Origin of the sequence: Xanthomonas sp. CPBF 426 (genome assembly GCF_903989465.1) — a bacterium.
Classification (GTDB): domain Bacteria; phylum Pseudomonadota; class Gammaproteobacteria; order Xanthomonadales; family Xanthomonadaceae; genus Xanthomonas; species Xanthomonas euroxanthea.
Map to the genome: position 1 here is coordinate 3349354 of NZ_LR861805.1, position 17828 is coordinate 3367181.

The 17828-nt window shown below is 67.5% G+C and carries 12 protein-coding genes; 6 read left to right on the forward strand and 6 right to left on the reverse strand.

The genetic code is table 11. The annotated features are described in order from the left end of the window. The first annotated feature begins 103 nt into the window (after positions 1-103). The 5 genes from H7A87_RS14340 to H7A87_RS14360 all read left to right on the forward strand — a co-directional run bounded on the left by H7A87_RS14340 (position 104) and on the right by H7A87_RS14360 (position 9864). The gene (locus H7A87_RS14340) at positions 104-2764 is read left to right on the forward strand and encodes a glycoside hydrolase family 3 C-terminal domain-containing protein (protein WP_119128005.1); all 2661 of its coding nucleotides are present in this window, start codon (positions 104-106) and stop codon (positions 2762-2764) included. A gap of 439 nt (positions 2765-3203) precedes the next feature. Next, a complete protein-coding gene (locus tag H7A87_RS14345) occupies positions 3204-4655 on the forward strand; it encodes a glycoside hydrolase family 125 protein (protein WP_119127722.1) in 1452 nt (483 codons plus the stop codon). Between the two features lie 134 nt (positions 4656-4789). Beyond that, positions 4790-7132 carry a GH92 family glycosyl hydrolase gene (locus H7A87_RS14350; protein ID WP_119127720.1) on the forward strand — a complete coding sequence of 781 codons (2343 nt, stop codon included), beginning with the start codon at positions 4790-4792 and terminating at the stop codon, positions 7130-7132. 350 nt (positions 7133-7482) lie between these two features. Further along, the gene (locus H7A87_RS14355) at positions 7483-9330 is read left to right on the forward strand and encodes a beta-galactosidase family protein (RefSeq protein WP_119127718.1); all 1848 of its coding nucleotides are present in this window, start codon (positions 7483-7485) and stop codon (positions 9328-9330) included. 318 nt (positions 9331-9648) lie between these two features. Continuing rightward, the gene (locus H7A87_RS14360; protein ID WP_104648211.1) at positions 9649-9864 is read left to right on the forward strand and encodes a hypothetical protein; all 216 of its coding nucleotides are present in this window, start codon (positions 9649-9651) and stop codon (positions 9862-9864) included. A 301-nt stretch (positions 9865-10165) separates the two neighbouring features. On the opposite strand, the gene H7A87_RS14365 is transcribed toward H7A87_RS14360, so the two are convergent. Continuing rightward, positions 10166-11545 carry an alpha-L-fucosidase gene (locus H7A87_RS14365; RefSeq protein ID WP_119127716.1) on the reverse strand — a complete coding sequence of 460 codons (1380 nt, stop codon included), beginning with the start codon at positions 11543-11545 and terminating at the stop codon, positions 10166-10168. Between the two features lie 111 nt (positions 11546-11656). On the opposite strand from H7A87_RS14365, the gene H7A87_RS14370 reads away from it, so the two are divergent. Then, the gene (locus H7A87_RS14370) at positions 11657-12769 is read left to right on the forward strand and encodes a sialidase family protein (protein ID WP_119127714.1); all 1113 of its coding nucleotides are present in this window, start codon (positions 11657-11659) and stop codon (positions 12767-12769) included. 558 nt (positions 12770-13327) lie between these two features. Here the strand turns inward: H7A87_RS14370 and H7A87_RS14375 are convergent. From H7A87_RS14375 to H7A87_RS14395, 5 genes are all read right to left on the reverse strand, one after another. Continuing rightward, complete coding sequence (locus H7A87_RS14375) at positions 13328-14059, reverse strand: copper homeostasis protein CutC (protein WP_104584622.1); 732 nt, start codon at positions 14057-14059, stop codon at positions 13328-13330. Then, the gene (locus tag H7A87_RS14380) at positions 14056-15120 is read right to left on the reverse strand and encodes a N(4)-(beta-N-acetylglucosaminyl)-L-asparaginase (protein WP_119128003.1); all 1065 of its coding nucleotides are present in this window, start codon (positions 15118-15120) and stop codon (positions 14056-14058) included. Before H7A87_RS14380 ends, H7A87_RS14375 begins: the two co-directional genes overlap by 4 nt. A gap of 196 nt (positions 15121-15316) precedes the next feature. Next, positions 15317-15844 carry a GNAT family N-acetyltransferase gene (locus tag H7A87_RS14385; protein WP_115677709.1) on the reverse strand — a complete coding sequence of 176 codons (528 nt, stop codon included), beginning with the start codon at positions 15842-15844 and terminating at the stop codon, positions 15317-15319. Positions 15845-16126: 282 nt separating this feature from the next. Continuing rightward, positions 16127-16603, reverse strand: coding sequence for a chemotaxis protein CheW (locus tag H7A87_RS14390; protein WP_119127710.1), 477 nt, complete (start codon positions 16601-16603; stop codon positions 16127-16129). 35 nt (positions 16604-16638) lie between these two features. Continuing rightward, the gene (locus tag H7A87_RS14395; RefSeq protein WP_119127708.1) at positions 16639-17826 is read right to left on the reverse strand and encodes a chemotaxis protein CheB; all 1188 of its coding nucleotides are present in this window, start codon (positions 17824-17826) and stop codon (positions 16639-16641) included. Positions 17827-17828: the final 2 nt, after the last annotated feature.

Consider the following 17828-nt stretch of genomic DNA (forward strand, 5'->3'; position numbering starts at 1 on the left):
GGCGCGCATGACGCCGCCACGCCAGATCCTCAACCCGCCGCAGCCCCTGCGGCAACACCAGAACGACGCCGGGCGAATCTCGCCGCTGCGCAGGAGTGAATCGATGTCATCCGTGTTTGTATCGCGTCTTGCCATGGCACTGGGGCTGAGCCTGGGCCTGCCCTGCATCGCGCACGCCGCGCCCGCCGACCGCAGCAGCACGCCGGAGCAGCGCGCCGCCGCGCTGGTGGCGCAGATGAGCCGCGAGGAAAAGGTCGCGCAGGCGATGAACGACGCGCCGGCGATTCCGCGCCTGGGCATCCCCGCCTACGAATGGTGGAGCGAAGGCCTGCACGGCATCGCGCGCAATGGCTACGCCACGGTGTTTCCGCAGGCGATCGGCCTGGCCGCCAGCTGGAATACCGCGTTGATGCAGCAGGTGGGCACGGTGGTGTCGACCGAGGCGCGCGCCAAGTTCAACCAGGCCGGCGGCCCGGGCAAGGACCACAAGCGCTACGCGGGCCTGACCATCTGGTCGCCCAACATCAATATCTTCCGCGACCCGCGCTGGGGCCGTGGCATGGAAACCTACGGCGAGGATCCCTTCCTCACCGGGCAACTGGCGGTGGGCTTCATTCGCGGGTTGCAGGGCGAGGACCTCAATCACCCGCGCACCATCGCCACGCCCAAGCACATCGCCGTGCACAGCGGCCCGGAGCCGGGCCGGCACAGCTTCGACGTGGACGTGTCGCCGCGCGATGTGGAGGCGACCTACACGCCCGCCTTCCGCGCCGCCTTGATCGACGGCCAGGCCGGCTCGGTGATGTGCGCATACAACTCGCTACACGGCACGCCGGCCTGCGCCGCCGACTGGCTGCTCAACGGCCGCGTACGTGGTGACTGGGGCTTCAAGGGCTTCGTGGTGTCCGACTGCGATGCGGTGGACGACATGACCCAGTTCCATTACTTCCGCCCGGACAATGCCGGCTCCTCGGCCGCATCGCTCAAGGCCGGGCATGATCTCAACTGCGGCTACGCGTATCGCGCCCTGGGCACGGCCATCGCACGTGGCGAAGTGGACGAAGCCCTGCTCGACCAGTCATTGGTGCGCCTGTTCGCGGCGCGCTATCGCCTGGGCGAACTGGAAGCGCCGCGCAAGGATCCGTATACCAGGCTCGGCGCCAAGGACATCGACAACGCGACCAACCGCGCGTTGGCGCTGCAGGCTGCCGCCGAATCGATCGTATTGCTCAAGAACGATGCCGGCACGCTGCCGCTGAAACCCGGCACGCGGCTGGCGGTGATCGGCCCGAACGCCGATGCCCTGGCGGCGCTGGAAGCCAACTATCAGGGCACCTCCTCCGAGCCGGTGACGCCCTTGCTCGGCCTGCGCCAGCGCTTCGGCACGCAGCAGGTGAGCTATGCGCAAGGTGCACCGTTGGCCGCCGGCGTGCCGGGCATGATTCCGGAAACCGCGCTGCGCAGCGACGGCAAGCCGGGATTGCGTGGCGAATATTTCGACAACGTCGAGATGACCGGTGCTGCGCGCGTGGTGCGGCAGGACCGTGTGGTGAGTTTCAACTGGGACCAGGTCACACCCGCCAAGGGCGTGCCGGCCGATCGCTATGCGGTGCGCTGGAGCGGCGAGCTGCTGCCGCCGAGCGCGGGCGACTACACGCTGGCGGTGCGGGTGGCGCGCTGCTTCGATTGCGCCGGCCACGATCCGGTGCGGCTGTACATCGACGACAAGCTGGTGGTCGCCGGCAATGCCGAAGACAAGCACGTGCCGGCCGGCATGCACAACGCCGATGGCCGCAGTGTGGAAACCGTGCTGCACTTCGACGACACCCGCCCGCGCAGGATCCGTCTGGAAATGGAGCACCGCGGCCAGGACCAGGGCCTGCGCCTGGAGTGGCTGGCACCGGCGGCGGCGCAACTGGCCGAAGCCGAGCAGGCGGTGGCGCAGGCCGATGCGGTAGTGGCTTTCGTCGGCCTGTCGCCGGATGTGGAAGGCGAGGAACTGCGCATCGACGTGCCTGGCTTCGATGGCGGCGACCGCAACGACATCGCCTTGCCCGCCCCGCAGCAGGCGCTGCTCGAACGCGCCAAGGCCTCCGGCAAGCCGCTGGTGGTGGTGCTGATGAGCGGCAGCGCGGTGGCATTGAACTGGGCCAAGGCCCATGCCGATGCGATCGTGGCGGCGTGGTACCCGGGCCAGTCCGGCGGCACCGCGATCGCACGCATGCTGGCCGGCGACGACACCCCCGGCGGGCGCCTGCCGGTGACCTTCTATCGCTCCACCAAGGACCTGCCGCCCTACGTCAGCTACGCCATGAAGGGCCGCACCTACCGCTACTTCAAGGGCGAGCCGCTGTTTCCGTTCGGCTATGGCTTGAGCTACACCAGCTTTGCCTACAGCGCGCCGCAGCTGTCCACTGCAACCCTGCAAGCTGGCAGTCCGTTGCAGGTGACCACCACCGTGCGCAACACCGGCACGCGCGCCGGCGATGAGGTGGCGCAGGTGTATCTGCAATATCCGCAGGGCCCGCAGTCGCCGTTGCGAAGCCTGGTCGGCTTCCAGCGTGTGCACCTGCAGCCGGGTGAGCAGCGCACGCTCACCTTCACCCTCGATGCGCGCGCCCTGAGCGATGTGGATCGCAGCGGGCAGCGTGCGGTGGAAGCCGGCGATTACACGCTGTTTGTCGGCGGCGGCCAACCCGGTACCGGCGCGGTCGGCGAGGCGGCAGCGTTTTCGATCTCGGGGCGTTCGCCATTGCCGAAATGAGCGGTGGGGGTGCGGCAGGCAACGGCGTCGGCTGTGAAGGCCGGCGCCTGTTGCATGGGGCAGCGGAAGGACGTTGCGGTCGGCGACATTGCCCGAGATCAGGCGAGGCGGCACGCGCCGGCTCCGCTACCAGGCCGGTCGGCGCCGTGCCGGCCTGCCGATCCCGCCGCACGTTTCCACCGCGATGACCGTGGTTGCACGGCAGCCAGGCGATGTCGTACGACCGCAATGGACGTGGACCAGCCACCACCACCATTGCCGCAGGCCAGGCATACGGCGCCGGATTGTGCGGACGCACTATGCACATTCGGCGCACACGTTGTATGGTCATCGGGAATTGGTCATGCATAGGTCTCATCATCGGCCGGGCACGTGATGCCGCCGATGGAACGATGTCCGCTGCGTCGACCGCTTGCTGAAATCCAGGGAGTTCCAGCTCATGCACACCCGCCGCGACATCCTTCAGCTGCTCGGCGCCAGCGCGGGCGCCGGCTTGCTGGCCGGCGCACTGCCCGCCTTCGCCGCCGGCACCTCCACGGCCGCCGGCACCTTCGTCAGCAAGCGCCCACCCAAGGCGCAGCGTCGCTTCGTCAGCAAGGCGGTCGAGCAGCAGATCGTGCAGATCAAGGCGCGCATTGCCGATCCCGAGCTGGCCTGGCTGTTCGAGAACTGCTACCCCAACACGCTGGACACCACGGTGGAAACCGGCACCCGCAACGGCAAGCCGGACACCTTCGTCATCACCGGCGACATCCACGCGATGTGGCTGCGCGACTCCTCCGCCCAGGTGCATCCGTACGTGCCGCTGGCCAGGCGCGATCCTGCGTTGCGGCGCATGTTCCATGGCCTGATCCAGCGCCAGGCCGCCTGCATCCGGCTCGACCCGTATGCCAACGCCTTCCTGCCCGATGGCCAGACCCAACGCCTGAAGTGGTCGCTCAACGACATCACCGAGATGAAGCCCGGCGTGGGCGAGCGCAAGTGGGAAGTCGATTCGCTGTGCTACCCGATCCGCATCGCGCACGAATACTGGCGCGCCACCGGCGATGCCGCCCCGTTCGACGACGACTGGCGCGCGGCAATGCACGTGGTGGTCAGGACCTTCCGCGAGCAGCAGCGCAAGGACAACCGCGGCCCGTACGTGTTCCAGCGGCCCTCGCCGCTGGCGACCGAGACGCTGGTGCTGGAAGGCTACGGCCAGCCGACCCGGCCCAACGGCATGATCCACTCGATGTTCCGCCCCTCCGACGATGCCTGCGTGTATCCGCTGTTCGTGCCGGCCAATCTGTTCGCGGTGGCCTCGCTGCGGCAGCTGGCCACGATGAGCACGGCCTTGCACCGCGATGCCGCGTTCGCCGCCGACTGCACCGCGCTGGCCGATGAAGTGGAAACGGCAACGCGCCAGTTCGGCCAACTGCGCGACAGCGACGGCCAGGCGTACTGGGCGTTCGAAGTGGACGGTTACGGCAACCAGTTGTTCATCGACGACGCCAACGCCCCCGGCCTGCTCAGCCTGGCCTACCTGGGCTGCTGCGACCGCGCCGACCCGGTGTTCCTGCGCACCCGCCAGCTGGCCTGGAGCGAACGCAATCCGTACTTCTCGCGCGGCCGTGCGGCCGAAGGCGTCGGTAGCCCGCACAGCGGCATGGGCACGATCTGGCCGATGTCGATCATCCAGTACGCGCTGGTCAGCGACGACGATGCACAGTTGCGCCAATGCCTGCAGTGGCTGAAGACCACCCATGCCGGCACCGGCTTCATGCACGAAGCCTTCGACAAGGACAACCCGAGCACCTTCACCCGCGACTGGTTCGCCTGGGCCAACACCTTGTTCGGCGAACTGATCATCGACCTGCACCGACGCAAACCCCAGCTGCTGCGCAGCAGCTGATGGTTCGAAGCGCGCGAGCTGCCATCCCGGGCAAACGGCGCAGCGCTTGATGTTCCCTTTTCCCGCCGGGAGAAGGTGCCCGACGGGCGGATGAGGGTGCCCCGGCATCGGCCCGCAAATTCAGAGACCACACCATGGCAACACGACGCGGTTTTCTTCAAGGCGCCATCGCAGCAGCCCTGTTCGGCAGCACCGGCCTGCCCGGGCTTGCCCGCGCACGCGCCGGCAACTACGCACTGCCGGCCGATGCGCGCGCCCGCGCCGAGCTCACGCGCCATGTCGATGTGTTCATCGGCACCGGCGGCCATGGCCACACCTTTCCCGGTGCGACGCTGCCGTTCGGCATGGTGCAGCTGAGCCCGGACACCTACAACGCGGTCTGGGATTCGTGCTCCGGCTACCACGAGTCCGACGGCTCGATCATGGGCTTTTCGCACACGCATCTGTCCGGCACCGGCATCGGCGACATGCTGGACGTCCTGCTGGTGCCGGCCACCGGCGAGGTCAAGCTGGTGCCGGGCACACTCGATGCGCCGGACAGCGGCTACCGCTCGCGCTACGACCACAGCGATGAAGCCGCCTCGCCCGGCTACTACCGCGTGCGGCTCAAGGACAGCGGCGTGCATGCCGAGCTCACCGCCACCACGCGCGCCGGCCTGCACCGTTACCACTTCCCCAAGGGCAAGCCGGCGCACGTGCTGCTGGACCTGTGCCACGGCATGCAGGACAAGCCCGGCATCCCCACCCGCGTGAGCGATGCGCAGCTGCGCGTGGTCGATGCACAGACCATCACAGGCGGGCGCCGCGTCCACCAGTGGGCCAAGGGGCGCTACATCTACTTTGCCCTGCGGCTGTCGCGGCCGTTCGCCAGCGTGCAGCTGTACGACGAAGATCAAGCGCTGCCTGCCGGCACGCGCAGCCGCGACGGTAGCCACCTCAAGGCCGCGTTGCACTTTCCCGATGCATCCGACGCACCGCTGCTGGTCAAGGTCGGCATCTCCGCCGTCAGCGCCGACAATGCGCTGGCCAACCTGGATGCCGAGCTGCCCGATTTCGACTTCGCCCGCGTGCATGCGCAGGCCGTGGCCGCCTGGGAGAAGGAACTGGCACGCGTGCGCATCGACAGCGATGACGATGCGCAACGCCGCATCTTCTACACCGGCCTGTATCACAGCCTGCTCGCCCCCACCCTCTTCAGCGATGTGGATGGCCGTTACCGCGGCATGGACCTGCAGATCCACACCGCCCCCAAGGGCTATCACAACTACAGCACCTATTCGCTGTGGGACACCTACCGCGCCGCGCACCCGCTGCTCACCCTGGTGCAACCCGAGCGCGTGCCGGACCTGGTGCAATGCCTGGTGCGCGGCGCCAACGAATGCCCGGACGGCGTGGGCATCTGGCCGCTGCAGGGCGTGGAAACCGGCTGCATGATCGGCTACCACTCCGCAGTGGTGCTGGCCGAAGCGCATGCCAAGGGCTTCACCGGCATCGACTACACAGCCGCCTGGCCGGCGTACCGCAAGCGCGCGATGGACGACACCACCCACGGCCTGGCGGACTACCGCAAACTCGGTTACATCCCCGCCGACAAGGTGGACGAAGCGGTCAGCCGCACGCTGGAATACGCCTATGACGACTGGGCCTGCGCGCACCTGGCACAGGCCGCTGGTGCCATTGACGATGCACGCGCACTGCGCGAGCGCTCGCGCAACTACCGCAACGTGTTCAATCGCGACAGCGGCTTCGTGCAGGCGCGGCTGGAAGACGGCAGCTGGGCCACCCCGTTCGACCCGCGCGGCATGGGCCACATCAGCAAATGGCGCGACTTCACCGAGTCCAACGCCTGGCAGGCCACCTTCCTCAACCAGCACGACCTGTACGGTTACATGGACCTGTACGGTGGCCGCGACGGCTTCGTGGCCAAGCTCGACGAACTGTTTTCCACCAGCTCCGAGCTGCCGGCCGATGCGCCACCGGATATCGACGGCCTGGTCGGCCAGTACGCGCACGGCAATGAGCCCAGCCATCACGTGGCCTATCTGTTCGCCTACGCGGGCCAGCCGTACAAGACCCAGGCCATGGTGCGCCGGCTGCTGCGCGAGCAGTACCACGATGCGCGCAATGGCCTGTCCGGCAACGAGGATTGCGGGCAGATGAGCGCCTGGTTCGTGCTCAGCGCGCTCGGGCTGTACGCGGTGGACCCGGTCAGCGGCAACTACGTCCTCGGCAGCCCGCTGTTCAAGCGCGCAGAACTGGATGTCGGCAACGGCCGCACGCTGCGCATCGTGGCCAACAACAACAGCGCGCAGAACGTCTATGTGCAGTCGCTGACCTGGAACGGCAAACCGATCAACCGCAGCTGGATGCGGCATGCCGATCTGGCCGCCGGCGGCACGCTGGAATTCACGATGGGCGCCAAGCCGAATCCAGCCTTCGGCGCGAACAAGGAGGATCTACCGCCGTCGTTCGCATAGCGTACGTGCCCGGCATCGCGCCAATCGCAATGGGAGGCCGCCCTTCCCTTTCCCGCAGCGGGAGGTTTGTATTTCCTTCTCCCGCAAGCGGGAAGCTTGCTTTTTCCTTCTCCCGCAAGCGGGAGGCTTGCCTTTTCCTTCTCCCGCAAGCGAGAGGCTTGCCTTTCCTTCTCCCGCGAGCGGGAGGCTTGCTTTTCCTTCTCCCGCAAGCGGGAGGCTTGCCTTTTCCTTCTCCCGCAAGCGGGAGAAGGTGCCCGAAGGGCGGATGAGGGCCAACACGCAAGCGGCCTCACGCAAAAACCAATCCACCCCCATCGTCACCAGTCACTCGTCACCGCCGGGAATCGCCCATGTTGCGTAGCACCCTCAGCCCCCTCGTCCTCGCCCTCGCTCTGGCACTTCCCGCCGCCGCCAATGCCGCAGACACCCACGCCGACACCTGGCCCAGCTTCGGCACGCAAGGCACGCAGTTCGTGCGCGACGGCAAGCCGTATCAACTGCTCTCCGGCGCCATCCATTTCCAGCGCATCCCGCGCGCCTACTGGAAGGACCGCCTGCAGAAGGCGCGCGCCCTGGGCCTGAACACGGTGGAGACCTACGTGTTCTGGAACCTGGTCGAACCGCAGCAAGGCCGGTTCGATTTTTCCGGCAACAACGACGTGGCCGCGTTCGTGCGCGAAGCGGCCGCACAAGGCCTCAACGTGATCCTGCGTCCCGGCCCCTACACCTGTGCCGAGTGGGAAGCCGGCGGCTACCCGGCCTGGTTGTTCGGCAAGGACAACATCCGCGTGCGCAGCCGCGACCCGCGTTTTCTGGCCGCCAGCCAGGCCTACCTGGATGCGGTGTCCCAACAGGTGCGTCCGTTGCTCAACCACAACGGTGGGCCGATCATCGCCGTGCAGGTCGAGAACGAGTACGGCTCCTACGACGACGACCATGCCTACATGGCCGACAACCGCGCCATGTACGTCAAGGCCGGCTTCGACGACGCCTTGCTGTTCACCTCCGATGGCGCTGACATGCTCGCCAACGGCACCTTGCCGGACACCCTGGCGGTGGTGAACTTCGCCCCCGGCGAGGCCAAGAGTGCGTTCGACAAGCTGATCAAGTTCCGCCCCGGGCAACCGCGCATGGTCGGCGAATACTGGGCCGGCTGGTTCGACCATTGGGGCAAGCCGCACGCCAGCACCGATGCCAAGCAACAGACCGAAGAGCTGGAGTGGATCCTGCGCCAGGGCCACTCGGCCAATCTCTACATGTTCATCGGCGGCACCAGTTTCGGCTTCATGAATGGTGCCAATTTCCAGGGCAACCCCAGCGACCATTACGCCCCGCAGACCACCAGCTACGACTACGACGCCATCCTGGACGAAGCCGGTCATCCCACGCCCAAGTTCGCGCTGATGCGCGATGCCATCGCCCGGGTCACCGGCGTGCAGCCGCCGGCGCTGCCGGCACCGATCGACACGGCGGCCCTGCCGGAAACGCCGCTGCGCGAATCCGCCTCGCTGTGGGACAACCTGCCCGCACCGATCGCCATCGACACCCCGCAGCCGATGGAGCACTTCGGCCAGGACTACGGCTACATCCTCTACCGCACCACCGTCACCGGCCCGCGCAAGGGGCCGCTGTACCTGGGCGAGGTGCGCGATGTCGCGCGGGTGTACGTCGATCAGAAGCCGGTCGGCAGTGTCGAACGCCGGCTGCAGCAGGTCTCCACCGATGTGGATATTCCTGCAGGCCAGCACACACTGGATGTCCTGGTCGAAAACAGCGGCCGCATCAACTACGGCCCGCGCATGGCCGACGGCCGCGCCGGGCTGGTCGACCCGGTGCTGCTGGACAACCGGCAGCTCACCGGCTGGCAGGCCTTCCCGTTGCCGATGCGCTCGCCCGACAGCATCCGCGGCTGGACCCGCACCGCCGTCGCAGGCCCCGCCTTCCATCGCGGCACGCTGCGCATCGGCACACCGGCCGACACCTACCTGGACATGCGCGCCTTCGGCAAGGGCGTGACCTGGGCCAACGGCGTCAACCTGGGCCGCCACTGGGCCATCGGCCCGCAGCGGGCGTTGTATTTCCCGGCCCCGTTCCAGCGCAAGGGCGACAACACCGTGGTGGTGTTCGACCTGGACAGCACCGCCAAGCCCGGCGTGCGCGGCCTGCAGCAGCAGGTGTGGATCACGCCGAAGGAGTAGGGGGCAGACGGATGGCCGGCGGCTGACGCTCGCGCACCCGCCGGCTTGGCAACCGCAAGCCGCCTGTGCGTGTCCGCCGATGGGCCAAACCAACCGCCAGGCAACCCGCCTGGCGCTCCTGGGGCTGGCCGGCCTTCAGACTACCGCGCGCCCGCCGCTATCTGGAGGTCAACTGCCCGCATAGGGTCTGCTACCTGTGCGGTATCGGACTGATCGCATTCCAGGCAAGATCACCGGCTCACGCCGTTGTGGAAGGCAGTGGCGCATTCCCGTCGTTCCATCGGGCGACGGTCAGTTCGTGAGTTCCAGGAGCGTTTCATGTCGTCGTCCACCGTTACGCAAGACCCTGTCTCCGCGGTTCCGGAGCAGACCCAGCACGCCTTTGCCGAACACGTCCACAGCAAGCCCGCCCCCGGCCAGCCGATCGGCAGCACCGAAGCGGCGCACCTGATGACCTTCCTGAGCCAGACCCACTCGGCCAGGCAGCCGCAGATCCTGCTGCCGCCACAGGAACGCGACGACAGCGCCGCCTGAGCCCAGCCGCGCGCCGGCGACAGCGTGTCTGCGTTGCCAGCTGCCCGGATCACGTGAATGCATCGAGCGCTGCACGTCGCCCATGCAGACACTGCACAGCGTGTCATCTCGATAACCGCCTGCGCGCGTACGACTGAGTCCTTGCGACACCAGTGCGCAATCTGCGTCGCCGGCGCACCGTGGCTGCGCGCAACCGCTGTGCGATGCCACCTGTCAACGCATCGCCAACCGGCTCCCGGTCGGGAGCCGGTCCGGGCCATCGGCACGTTTTGCCCAGCGCCTACAACCTGATCAACCGCGCTCAGCGCGTCGCCGCACCCTTGCCGGTATTGAACAACTGGAACTCGCGGATATGCACCGCATCCGCACTGGACTGGATATTCAGGCGCACCCGCGATGCGGTCACCGGCGCGAAGTGATCGATCTTCATCCGCCCGATCGCCTGCGCCTTCGCCAGCGGCACCCACTTGCCGTCCTGCCAGGCTTCCACCGCGTATTTCTGCACCAGCTGGCCGTCGTTGATCCACTCCATGCTCAGCGCACTGTCGAAGGTCACCGGCTGCTTGAACTGCAGCTCCAGCACCGCGCTATGCGAACCGGCCGGCGCACTCCAGAACGTCTCGCGATCGCCGTCCACTGCCGCGTCGATGCCGTCGGTCTTCCTGATGTTGCCGGCCACCAGATTCCTGTCTGCGCCGTAGCGCGCCTGCAGCGCCTGGCCAAGTTCCTGCAGGCGTGCAACATCGGCTTCCGGCAACAGGCCGCGCTTGTCCGGCGCGAGACCCAGCACCAGCTGACCGCCCAGGCCGACGCTCTTTTCCCAGATCTCCACCAGCTCATCGACACTCTTGAGTGTCTGGTCGCTGTTGGGATGCCAGAACCACTGCAGCTTGTGCAGCGGCGTATCCACTTCCACCGGGCGCCAGCGCAGGTAGCCGTGGCGATCAATCACGTTCCAGTTTTCGCCTTCGATGAAGCCGGCCTCGTTGCCCACCCAGCGCACGTCGCCGTACTCGAACAAGGCGGTGTCGGCAAACACCATCGCGTTGGCCTGGTAGGTGCGCAGTTCTTCCATGTACTTGTCGAAGTTGTACACATGACCGGCGCTGCCGGCGCCGTCCAGCCACCATTCGGTGATCGGGCCGTAATGCGAGGCCAGCTCCACCAACTGCGCAGCGTAGAACTTGTCGTAGGCCTTGGAATCGGCATATTTGGGCTCGTGGCGATCCCACGGTGACAGGTACACGCCAAAGCCCATGCCTTCCTTGCGCACCGCATCGCTGGTGAGCTTGACCAGGTCGCCCTTGCCGCCCATCCACGGACTGTTCTTGACCGAATAGTTGCTCTCGGCGGTGGGCCACAGCGCAAACCCGTCGTGGTGCTTGGCCACCAGGATCACGTACTTCGCACCGGCCGACTTGGCCGCGCGCGCCCATTGCCCTGGGTCTACATTGGTCGGGTTGAAGGTCTTTGCGCTGGCGGTCCCGTCACCCCACTCCTGGTCCAGCCAGGTATTGGGATTGAAGTGCACGATCACGCCGAATTCCAGATCCTGCCAGGCCACCTGCTGCGGCGAAGGTTTGACCTCGGCAAAGTTCTGCGCGATGGCGGTGGGCAGGGTCAGCGCGGTCAGGCCGAGGGCGGCCAGCCAGCGCAACGGGGAGAGCGGGTGTGATGACATCGCGGGTCCTCGCAGTGGTCGGCGACCACGGCCGCCTGGGATGACCAGAGCATATGGTATTTAATAGATGATAAATAGGTATCTTTAAAATCCGCACAGGACTGGACCACGATGCATCCGTCACGTCTGTCGACCTGCCTGGTCGCAAGCCTTGCCGCCTTCGCCGTCCACGCCGAACCGCGCATGCCGCCGCCCTCGCCCATTGTGCTCAGCGAGTTCATCGCCGACCCCGCACCGACGTCACAGGCGCACGCCTCCACGCTTCTGGAAACCCGCGCCGGCACGCTGCTGGCCGCCTGGTTCGGCGGCACGCACGAGGGAGCGGCCGATGTCGGTGTCTGGCTCGCGCAGCGCGGCGTGCGGCAATGGCAGCCGCCGCGACGCCTCGCCGACGGCGCGCATGCCGGCGCGGATGGCGCCGCACTGCCGGCCTGGAATCCGGTGCTGTTCCAGTCCAGCGCCGGCCCGGTGCAGCTGTACTACAAGCTCGGCCCCAATCCACGGCAGTGGTGGGGCCTGCGCATTACCTCGGATGATGACGGTGCGCACTGGTCGCCACCGCAGCGCCTGCCCGACGGCATCCTCGGCCCGATCAAGAACAAGCCGGTGCAATTACCGAACGGACGCATCCTTTCGCCCAGCAGCAGCGAAGACCGTGGCTGGCGCGCGCATCTGGAATGGAGCGACGACGACGGCGCGCATTGGCAACGCGGCATGCCGCTCAATGATCCGGCGGTGATCGGCGCGATCCAGCCCAGCGTCCTGCTACATGCGGACGGGCGCGTACAGGTGCTCGGGCGCAGCCAGCAGGACAAGGTGTTCAGTACGTTCTCCAATGACGGCAGCCTGCACTGGCAACCGATGCAGTTGCTGGCCGTGGAGAATCCCAACGCCGGCACCGACGCGGTGATGCTGCGCGACGGCCGCGCCCTGCTGGTCTACAACCCCGGCATCGCCGGCAAGCACTGGTGGGACGGTCGCGGCACGCTTGCGGTGGCGCTATCAGCCGATGGCGTGCACTGGCAACGCGCCCTCACGCTGGAACACAGCGCAAAGGACGAGTTCTCCTATCCGGCGGTGATCCAGACCCGCGATGGGCTGGTCCATATCAGCTACACCTGGAAGCGCCAACGCATCAAGCATGTCGTCCTGGATCCGACACGCCTTGGCAACGAGGCAGATGACACGAGATCGCCGCAGTCATTGCCGGAAAGTGCGCAGTAGATCGAACGGTCGAGGGCACGGCGCCCTCATCACATACGGGACACGCCGTGAATCCGTCCCTGGAGGCTCTGCGGCGGCATCCATGCCGCCAAGGGTCCCGGAACCGGCAAGGACATCGCGCCTCCTACGTTGGTCGTGCACTGATGGAACTGCACAAGCAACTCGCCGACCGCCGCTCCTGCGCTTGTCCACGCACACCGACCATTCCGACCGGTCCTTGCCCGCTCACCGTCGCGGGACCCTGAGCGGCATGGATGCCGCGCCGGAGCCTACATGGACGTACTTGCGGCGTGTCCCGCGATGGTGGGCGGGCGAGGGCCCTGCAACGAAGCAGCAGATCAAACGCGTTGCGTTCGCTTCTTCCACAGTGCCCCGTCTGAGCTCAACACAACATGCTCCTGAGCGTTGCCGCCGTTTCAACGCAACAAAGCCTGATTGGTCGAGGACCTGGCAGCCAAACTACAGATCCCATGCCACGTCTTCACTTCACCTGGAATTGCCAGCCACAGCGTGCAAAGAGGTCGCGGATCACATGCTCCACCATCGGGACACAGCGCCTCACAGCTCCTGCAACAACCCCACAATCCGCCGCACGCGCGCCACATCGGTACGCTGGTAATCGCCACCCAGGTCGGAGATGTACGCATGCGGCGCATGCACCTGCGCCGCAACCGGCCCGCGTGAGGAGGCATGGAACTCGCGCGCTCCCGTGCCGTTACGGAGCGCAAGCACGTTGCTTTCGGACACGCCCGCACCCGGCATGATGCTGATACGGTCGCCCGCCTGCTGCACCAGCGCTGCGATGGTGTCGATCCCTTCCAGCGCGCTCGCACGCGCACCGGAGGTCAGCACGCGCTCGCACCCCAGCGCGATCGCATCTTCCAGCGCACGCGCCGGATCGGCGCTGACGTCGATCGCACGGTGGAAGGTCACACCCAGCGACCCGGCCGCAGCGATCAACACCCGCATCGTGCCCATGTCGACCTGCCCATGCGGATCCAGCGCGCCCAACACCACGCCATCGCAGCCCAGCCGCACGCACTGCTCCACATCGCGCCGCATCACCTCGACCTCCGCCGCATCGAAGACGAAATCGCCCACGCGCGGACGGATCAACACATACAGCGGAATCTGCAACCGCTCACGCACCACCGCCAGCGTGCCGAACGAGGGCGTCAGCCCGCCGCCGTCCAGGCCGCCGCAGAGCTCGACCCGCATCGCACCACCTTCCTGCGCCGCCAATGCCGAACCCACCGAATCGGCGGCCACCTCCAGCCCCGACACGCTCATGCCGCAGGCTCGGTGGTGTAGTGGCTTTCGCCGGGCACCAGCAGGTCCTGCCGCTGCGCATCGCAGACCGCATAACTGAAACCCTTCTGGATCGCGAACGCCCCCACCTCGCCGCGCTTGTTCATCGCCAGAAATCCGACCTGCAAGGTGCGGGTGAGTTCGGGCTTGCGCCGGATCAGCCGCATCACCACCTCGCGGCAGGCATCGGCCGGCGACTTGCCCTGGCGCATCATTTCCACCACTGCGAAACTGCCGACATTGCGGATCACCTCTTCGCCGACGCCGGTCGAGGTCGCGCCGCCCACCTCGTTGTCCACGTACAGGCCTGCACCGATGATCGGGCTGTCGCCGACCCGGCCGTGCATCTTCCACGCCATGCCGCTGGTGGTGCACGCGCCGGACAGGTTGCCGTGCGCATCCAGCGCCAGCATGCCGATGGTGTCGTGGTTGTCCTTGCCGCCCGGAAGCTTGGCATCACGCCAGGCGCGGTTTTCGATATTGGCTTCCGGCGAATACTTGGAGGTCTTCAACCACTCTTTCCACGCCGCTTCGGAGCTGGGCGTGAGCAGCTTGGTCTGCGGAAAGCCCTGTTCCAGCGCGAACTGCCGCGCGCCATCGCCAACCAGCATCACATGCGGGGTCTTTTCCATCACCGCGCGTGCCACCGAGATCGCGTGCACCACGTCTTCCAGCGATGCCACCGCGCCGCAATTGCCCAGGTGATCCATGATGCAGGCGTCCAGCGTCACCCGCCCGTCGCGGTCCGGATAGCCGCCCAGGCCGACCGTGGGATTGCTCGGGTCCGCTTCGGGCACGCGCACGCCCGCTTCCACCGCATCCAGTGCGATACCGCCATTGCCGAGGATGTTCCAGGCTGCCTGGTTGGCGGCAATGCCGAAATCCCAGGTGGAAATCACCCGCGCCGCGCCGGGCGGCAGCGCGGCAACGCGTCCGCCCGTGCCGGCACCGACGGCCGCCTGCGCACGCGCGCCCCACCCGGCCAGGCCGGAAGCGATCGCACCAAGCGTGGCGCTCTTGAGGAAGTGACGACGTTGGATCATCCGGGCGAACTCCATGCAGGAAGAAAACAGGCAGCCGCACTGCGCGGCGACAGCCTTGCATCATGCGGCAGCGCCGCGCGCGGATAAACCGCCTTGCGGCGCTGTCGGCTGCGGATCCGCGCACAACCAGCGCTGCGTCGGGCCTGCTGCATGCGCGCCGCAGCCGGGCCGCCCCCACGATCAGGGGCGAAAAGACTCACCCGCCACAGGCGTCAGCGTCATCGCGCAACCTGCTGGTCAACACATGGTCGCGCCAGACGCCGTTCAATTGCAGATAACGGCGCGCATAGCCTTCGATCTGAAAGCCCAGCCGTTGCAGCACGCGCGCACTGCGCAGATTGTCGGGGACGTATTGCGCCATCACCCGGTGCAGGCCAAGCGGGCCGAACGCAAATGCGATGCCCTGCGTGGCCGCCCACTGGATCAAGCCGCGCCCCTGCTGCTGCGCATCCAGGCCGTAACCCAGATGACAGCCCTGGAAGGCACCGCGCTGGATCTGGGTGAGGCCGACCGTGCCGATCACCTGCGCCTCGCGCAGCAACACCAGTTGCAATTCGCGCTCGCCGGGCACTGCGGTGCGGTAGGCGATGCTCAGCCGACGCCAGCCGTCGGTGGTGTAGAAGGCCGGCGGCCGCAGCGGCATCGCAGCGGCCAGATGCGCGCGATTACGGCTGTGGTAGTCGGCCATCGCCGCCGGATCGACGACGGCCAGATCGCACAGCATCACACCGTCGGCGTGCTGGACGGGTGCGAAGACGGGAAGGCTCGTCACGGCCGCGGTCGCGCCGTGCGCGCGGCATGCGTGCTGTGTGGATCAGGCTGACGCATACAGATCACGCCCCCGCTAACGGCCGCCCACAGGCAGCAAGAGATCTCAGGCATCGGCCATGCCGGCACCCATTGCACCCAGCAACGGCAATGCCCGCCTGGCCGTTGCTGCGCCCATCCCGCCCTTCATCGCGACATCGCCGGCAAGCCGGCAGTGTCGTCGTCCGGTAGCGGCGTGTTACGCGGCAAGCGCCGCCAGCGCCTGCGCAAGCTGCGCTTCGATCGCGTCCAGGTTCGGCAGCAATGCGCTCTGCTCGCCCAGCAGCACGCGCATGTGCACGCCGTCGGGCAGCGCATCTTCGGACGCATCGGCCAGCAGGCCATCGCGCGGCACCGAGATCAGCTGCGGGAACGAAGCGGTGAGCAAGGCGAAGTACGGCAGCGCCGGATTGCCGCCCAAGGCCTTGAGCACGATCACCTTGTTGTTGACCGCGGTCGGCTCGTCGCCCATGCCGCTCAGACGCGCGAACGACAGCAGCGGCACCTTCCAGCCATACCAGTCGATGCGCCCGACCACCCAGCGCGGCATCTCCGCCATCGGCTCGACCGCCACCCGCGACATCACCTCGGCCACCGTGGCGTTGGGCAGCAGCACGCGCTCGCTACCGGCCTGGATCAGGACGCCGCGGATTTCGTCATTGTTGGCGTAGCTCATCGCACCTGTTCCGATCTTGAGAGGAAGCGCCCGGCTTACGCCGGCCAGCGCTGTGCCAACGCCCGCGCCAACTGCGCAGGGTCGCCGGTCAGAATGCCCTGGCGCGCCAGACGTGCCGCCGCGGCCGGGTCGTAGCAGCCGTCGGCGGATTGACCCGCCAGCCAGCCGCCCTGCTCGGCCAGCGCCAGCGCTGGCTCGACCAGCGCCTCGTTGGCGCCGCTGAGCATCAGCACCGCACTGTCGGCCGGCGGCAACGCGGCCACCAGTCCGGCCGGATCGGCCTGCGCGACGAATGCCAGCGCGCCGTCATGGTGCTGCACGCCGATATCGTCGGACAGCACATAGACCCTGCCCGGCGTAATCACCTGGCCGGCTTCGCCCAGGTCGACCGGCAACGCCGACACGCGTCCCATCTGCCGCACCAGGTTGCCGTACTGGCCGCCATCCAGGGTCATGCGCACCAGCACGGCGCGCGGAAACTCCGGCGGCAGCGCGGACAGCAGGCGGCGGATCGCATCCGGGCCGCCGATGCCGGCCAGCACCAGCACCGCACCGGTGGTCGTACCGACCTGATCCAGCTCCACCAGCGACAGCCCGCCGGTCGACAGCGCATCTATGTTCAATTCGGCGCGCGGGCGCACCACCACCGCGACCTCGTCGACCAGGCCCCAGGTGCTGGAATCGCCCAGCGTCAGGGCCGGTTTGTCCGCCGCCGCTGCGGCCTCGGACGTGCCCGCGCCACGCGCGAACAAGGCATCGCCGGGCACGCTGTCGAACGCGTGCGCAGCTGCCTGCAGGTGTTGGTCCAGCTGCAGGTCCGAGTGCTGCCGCGGCGCCAGTTCCAGGCCCGGTTCCGGATGCAGCGACGGCTCGCTCTCGGTGCCTGGCGGCAATACGTCGGCATGGCCATGCAGCTTGGCGGCCAGATGGCGCACCCAGCGCTGCGCTTCCCAGCCCTCGCGGCGCACGGTCAGCTCGGCCTCGTCGAAGATCACCGTGACGCCGGGCATGTTGAAGGCCGGCTCCAGGGCTTCGAGCGCGTCTTCGATCGACGGCTCCAGCGCAACCAGCACCGCCACCGGCTCGGCATCGCGCAGCATTTGTACGTCCACCGCCGCCGGCTCGTCTTCCAGCACTACGTGGGCGCCGGCCAGGCCGAGCGCTTCACGCAGGCGCTCGCGCGCCTGCCCGGGCCGGCCCAGCAGGGCGACCGGAGTTCCCATTG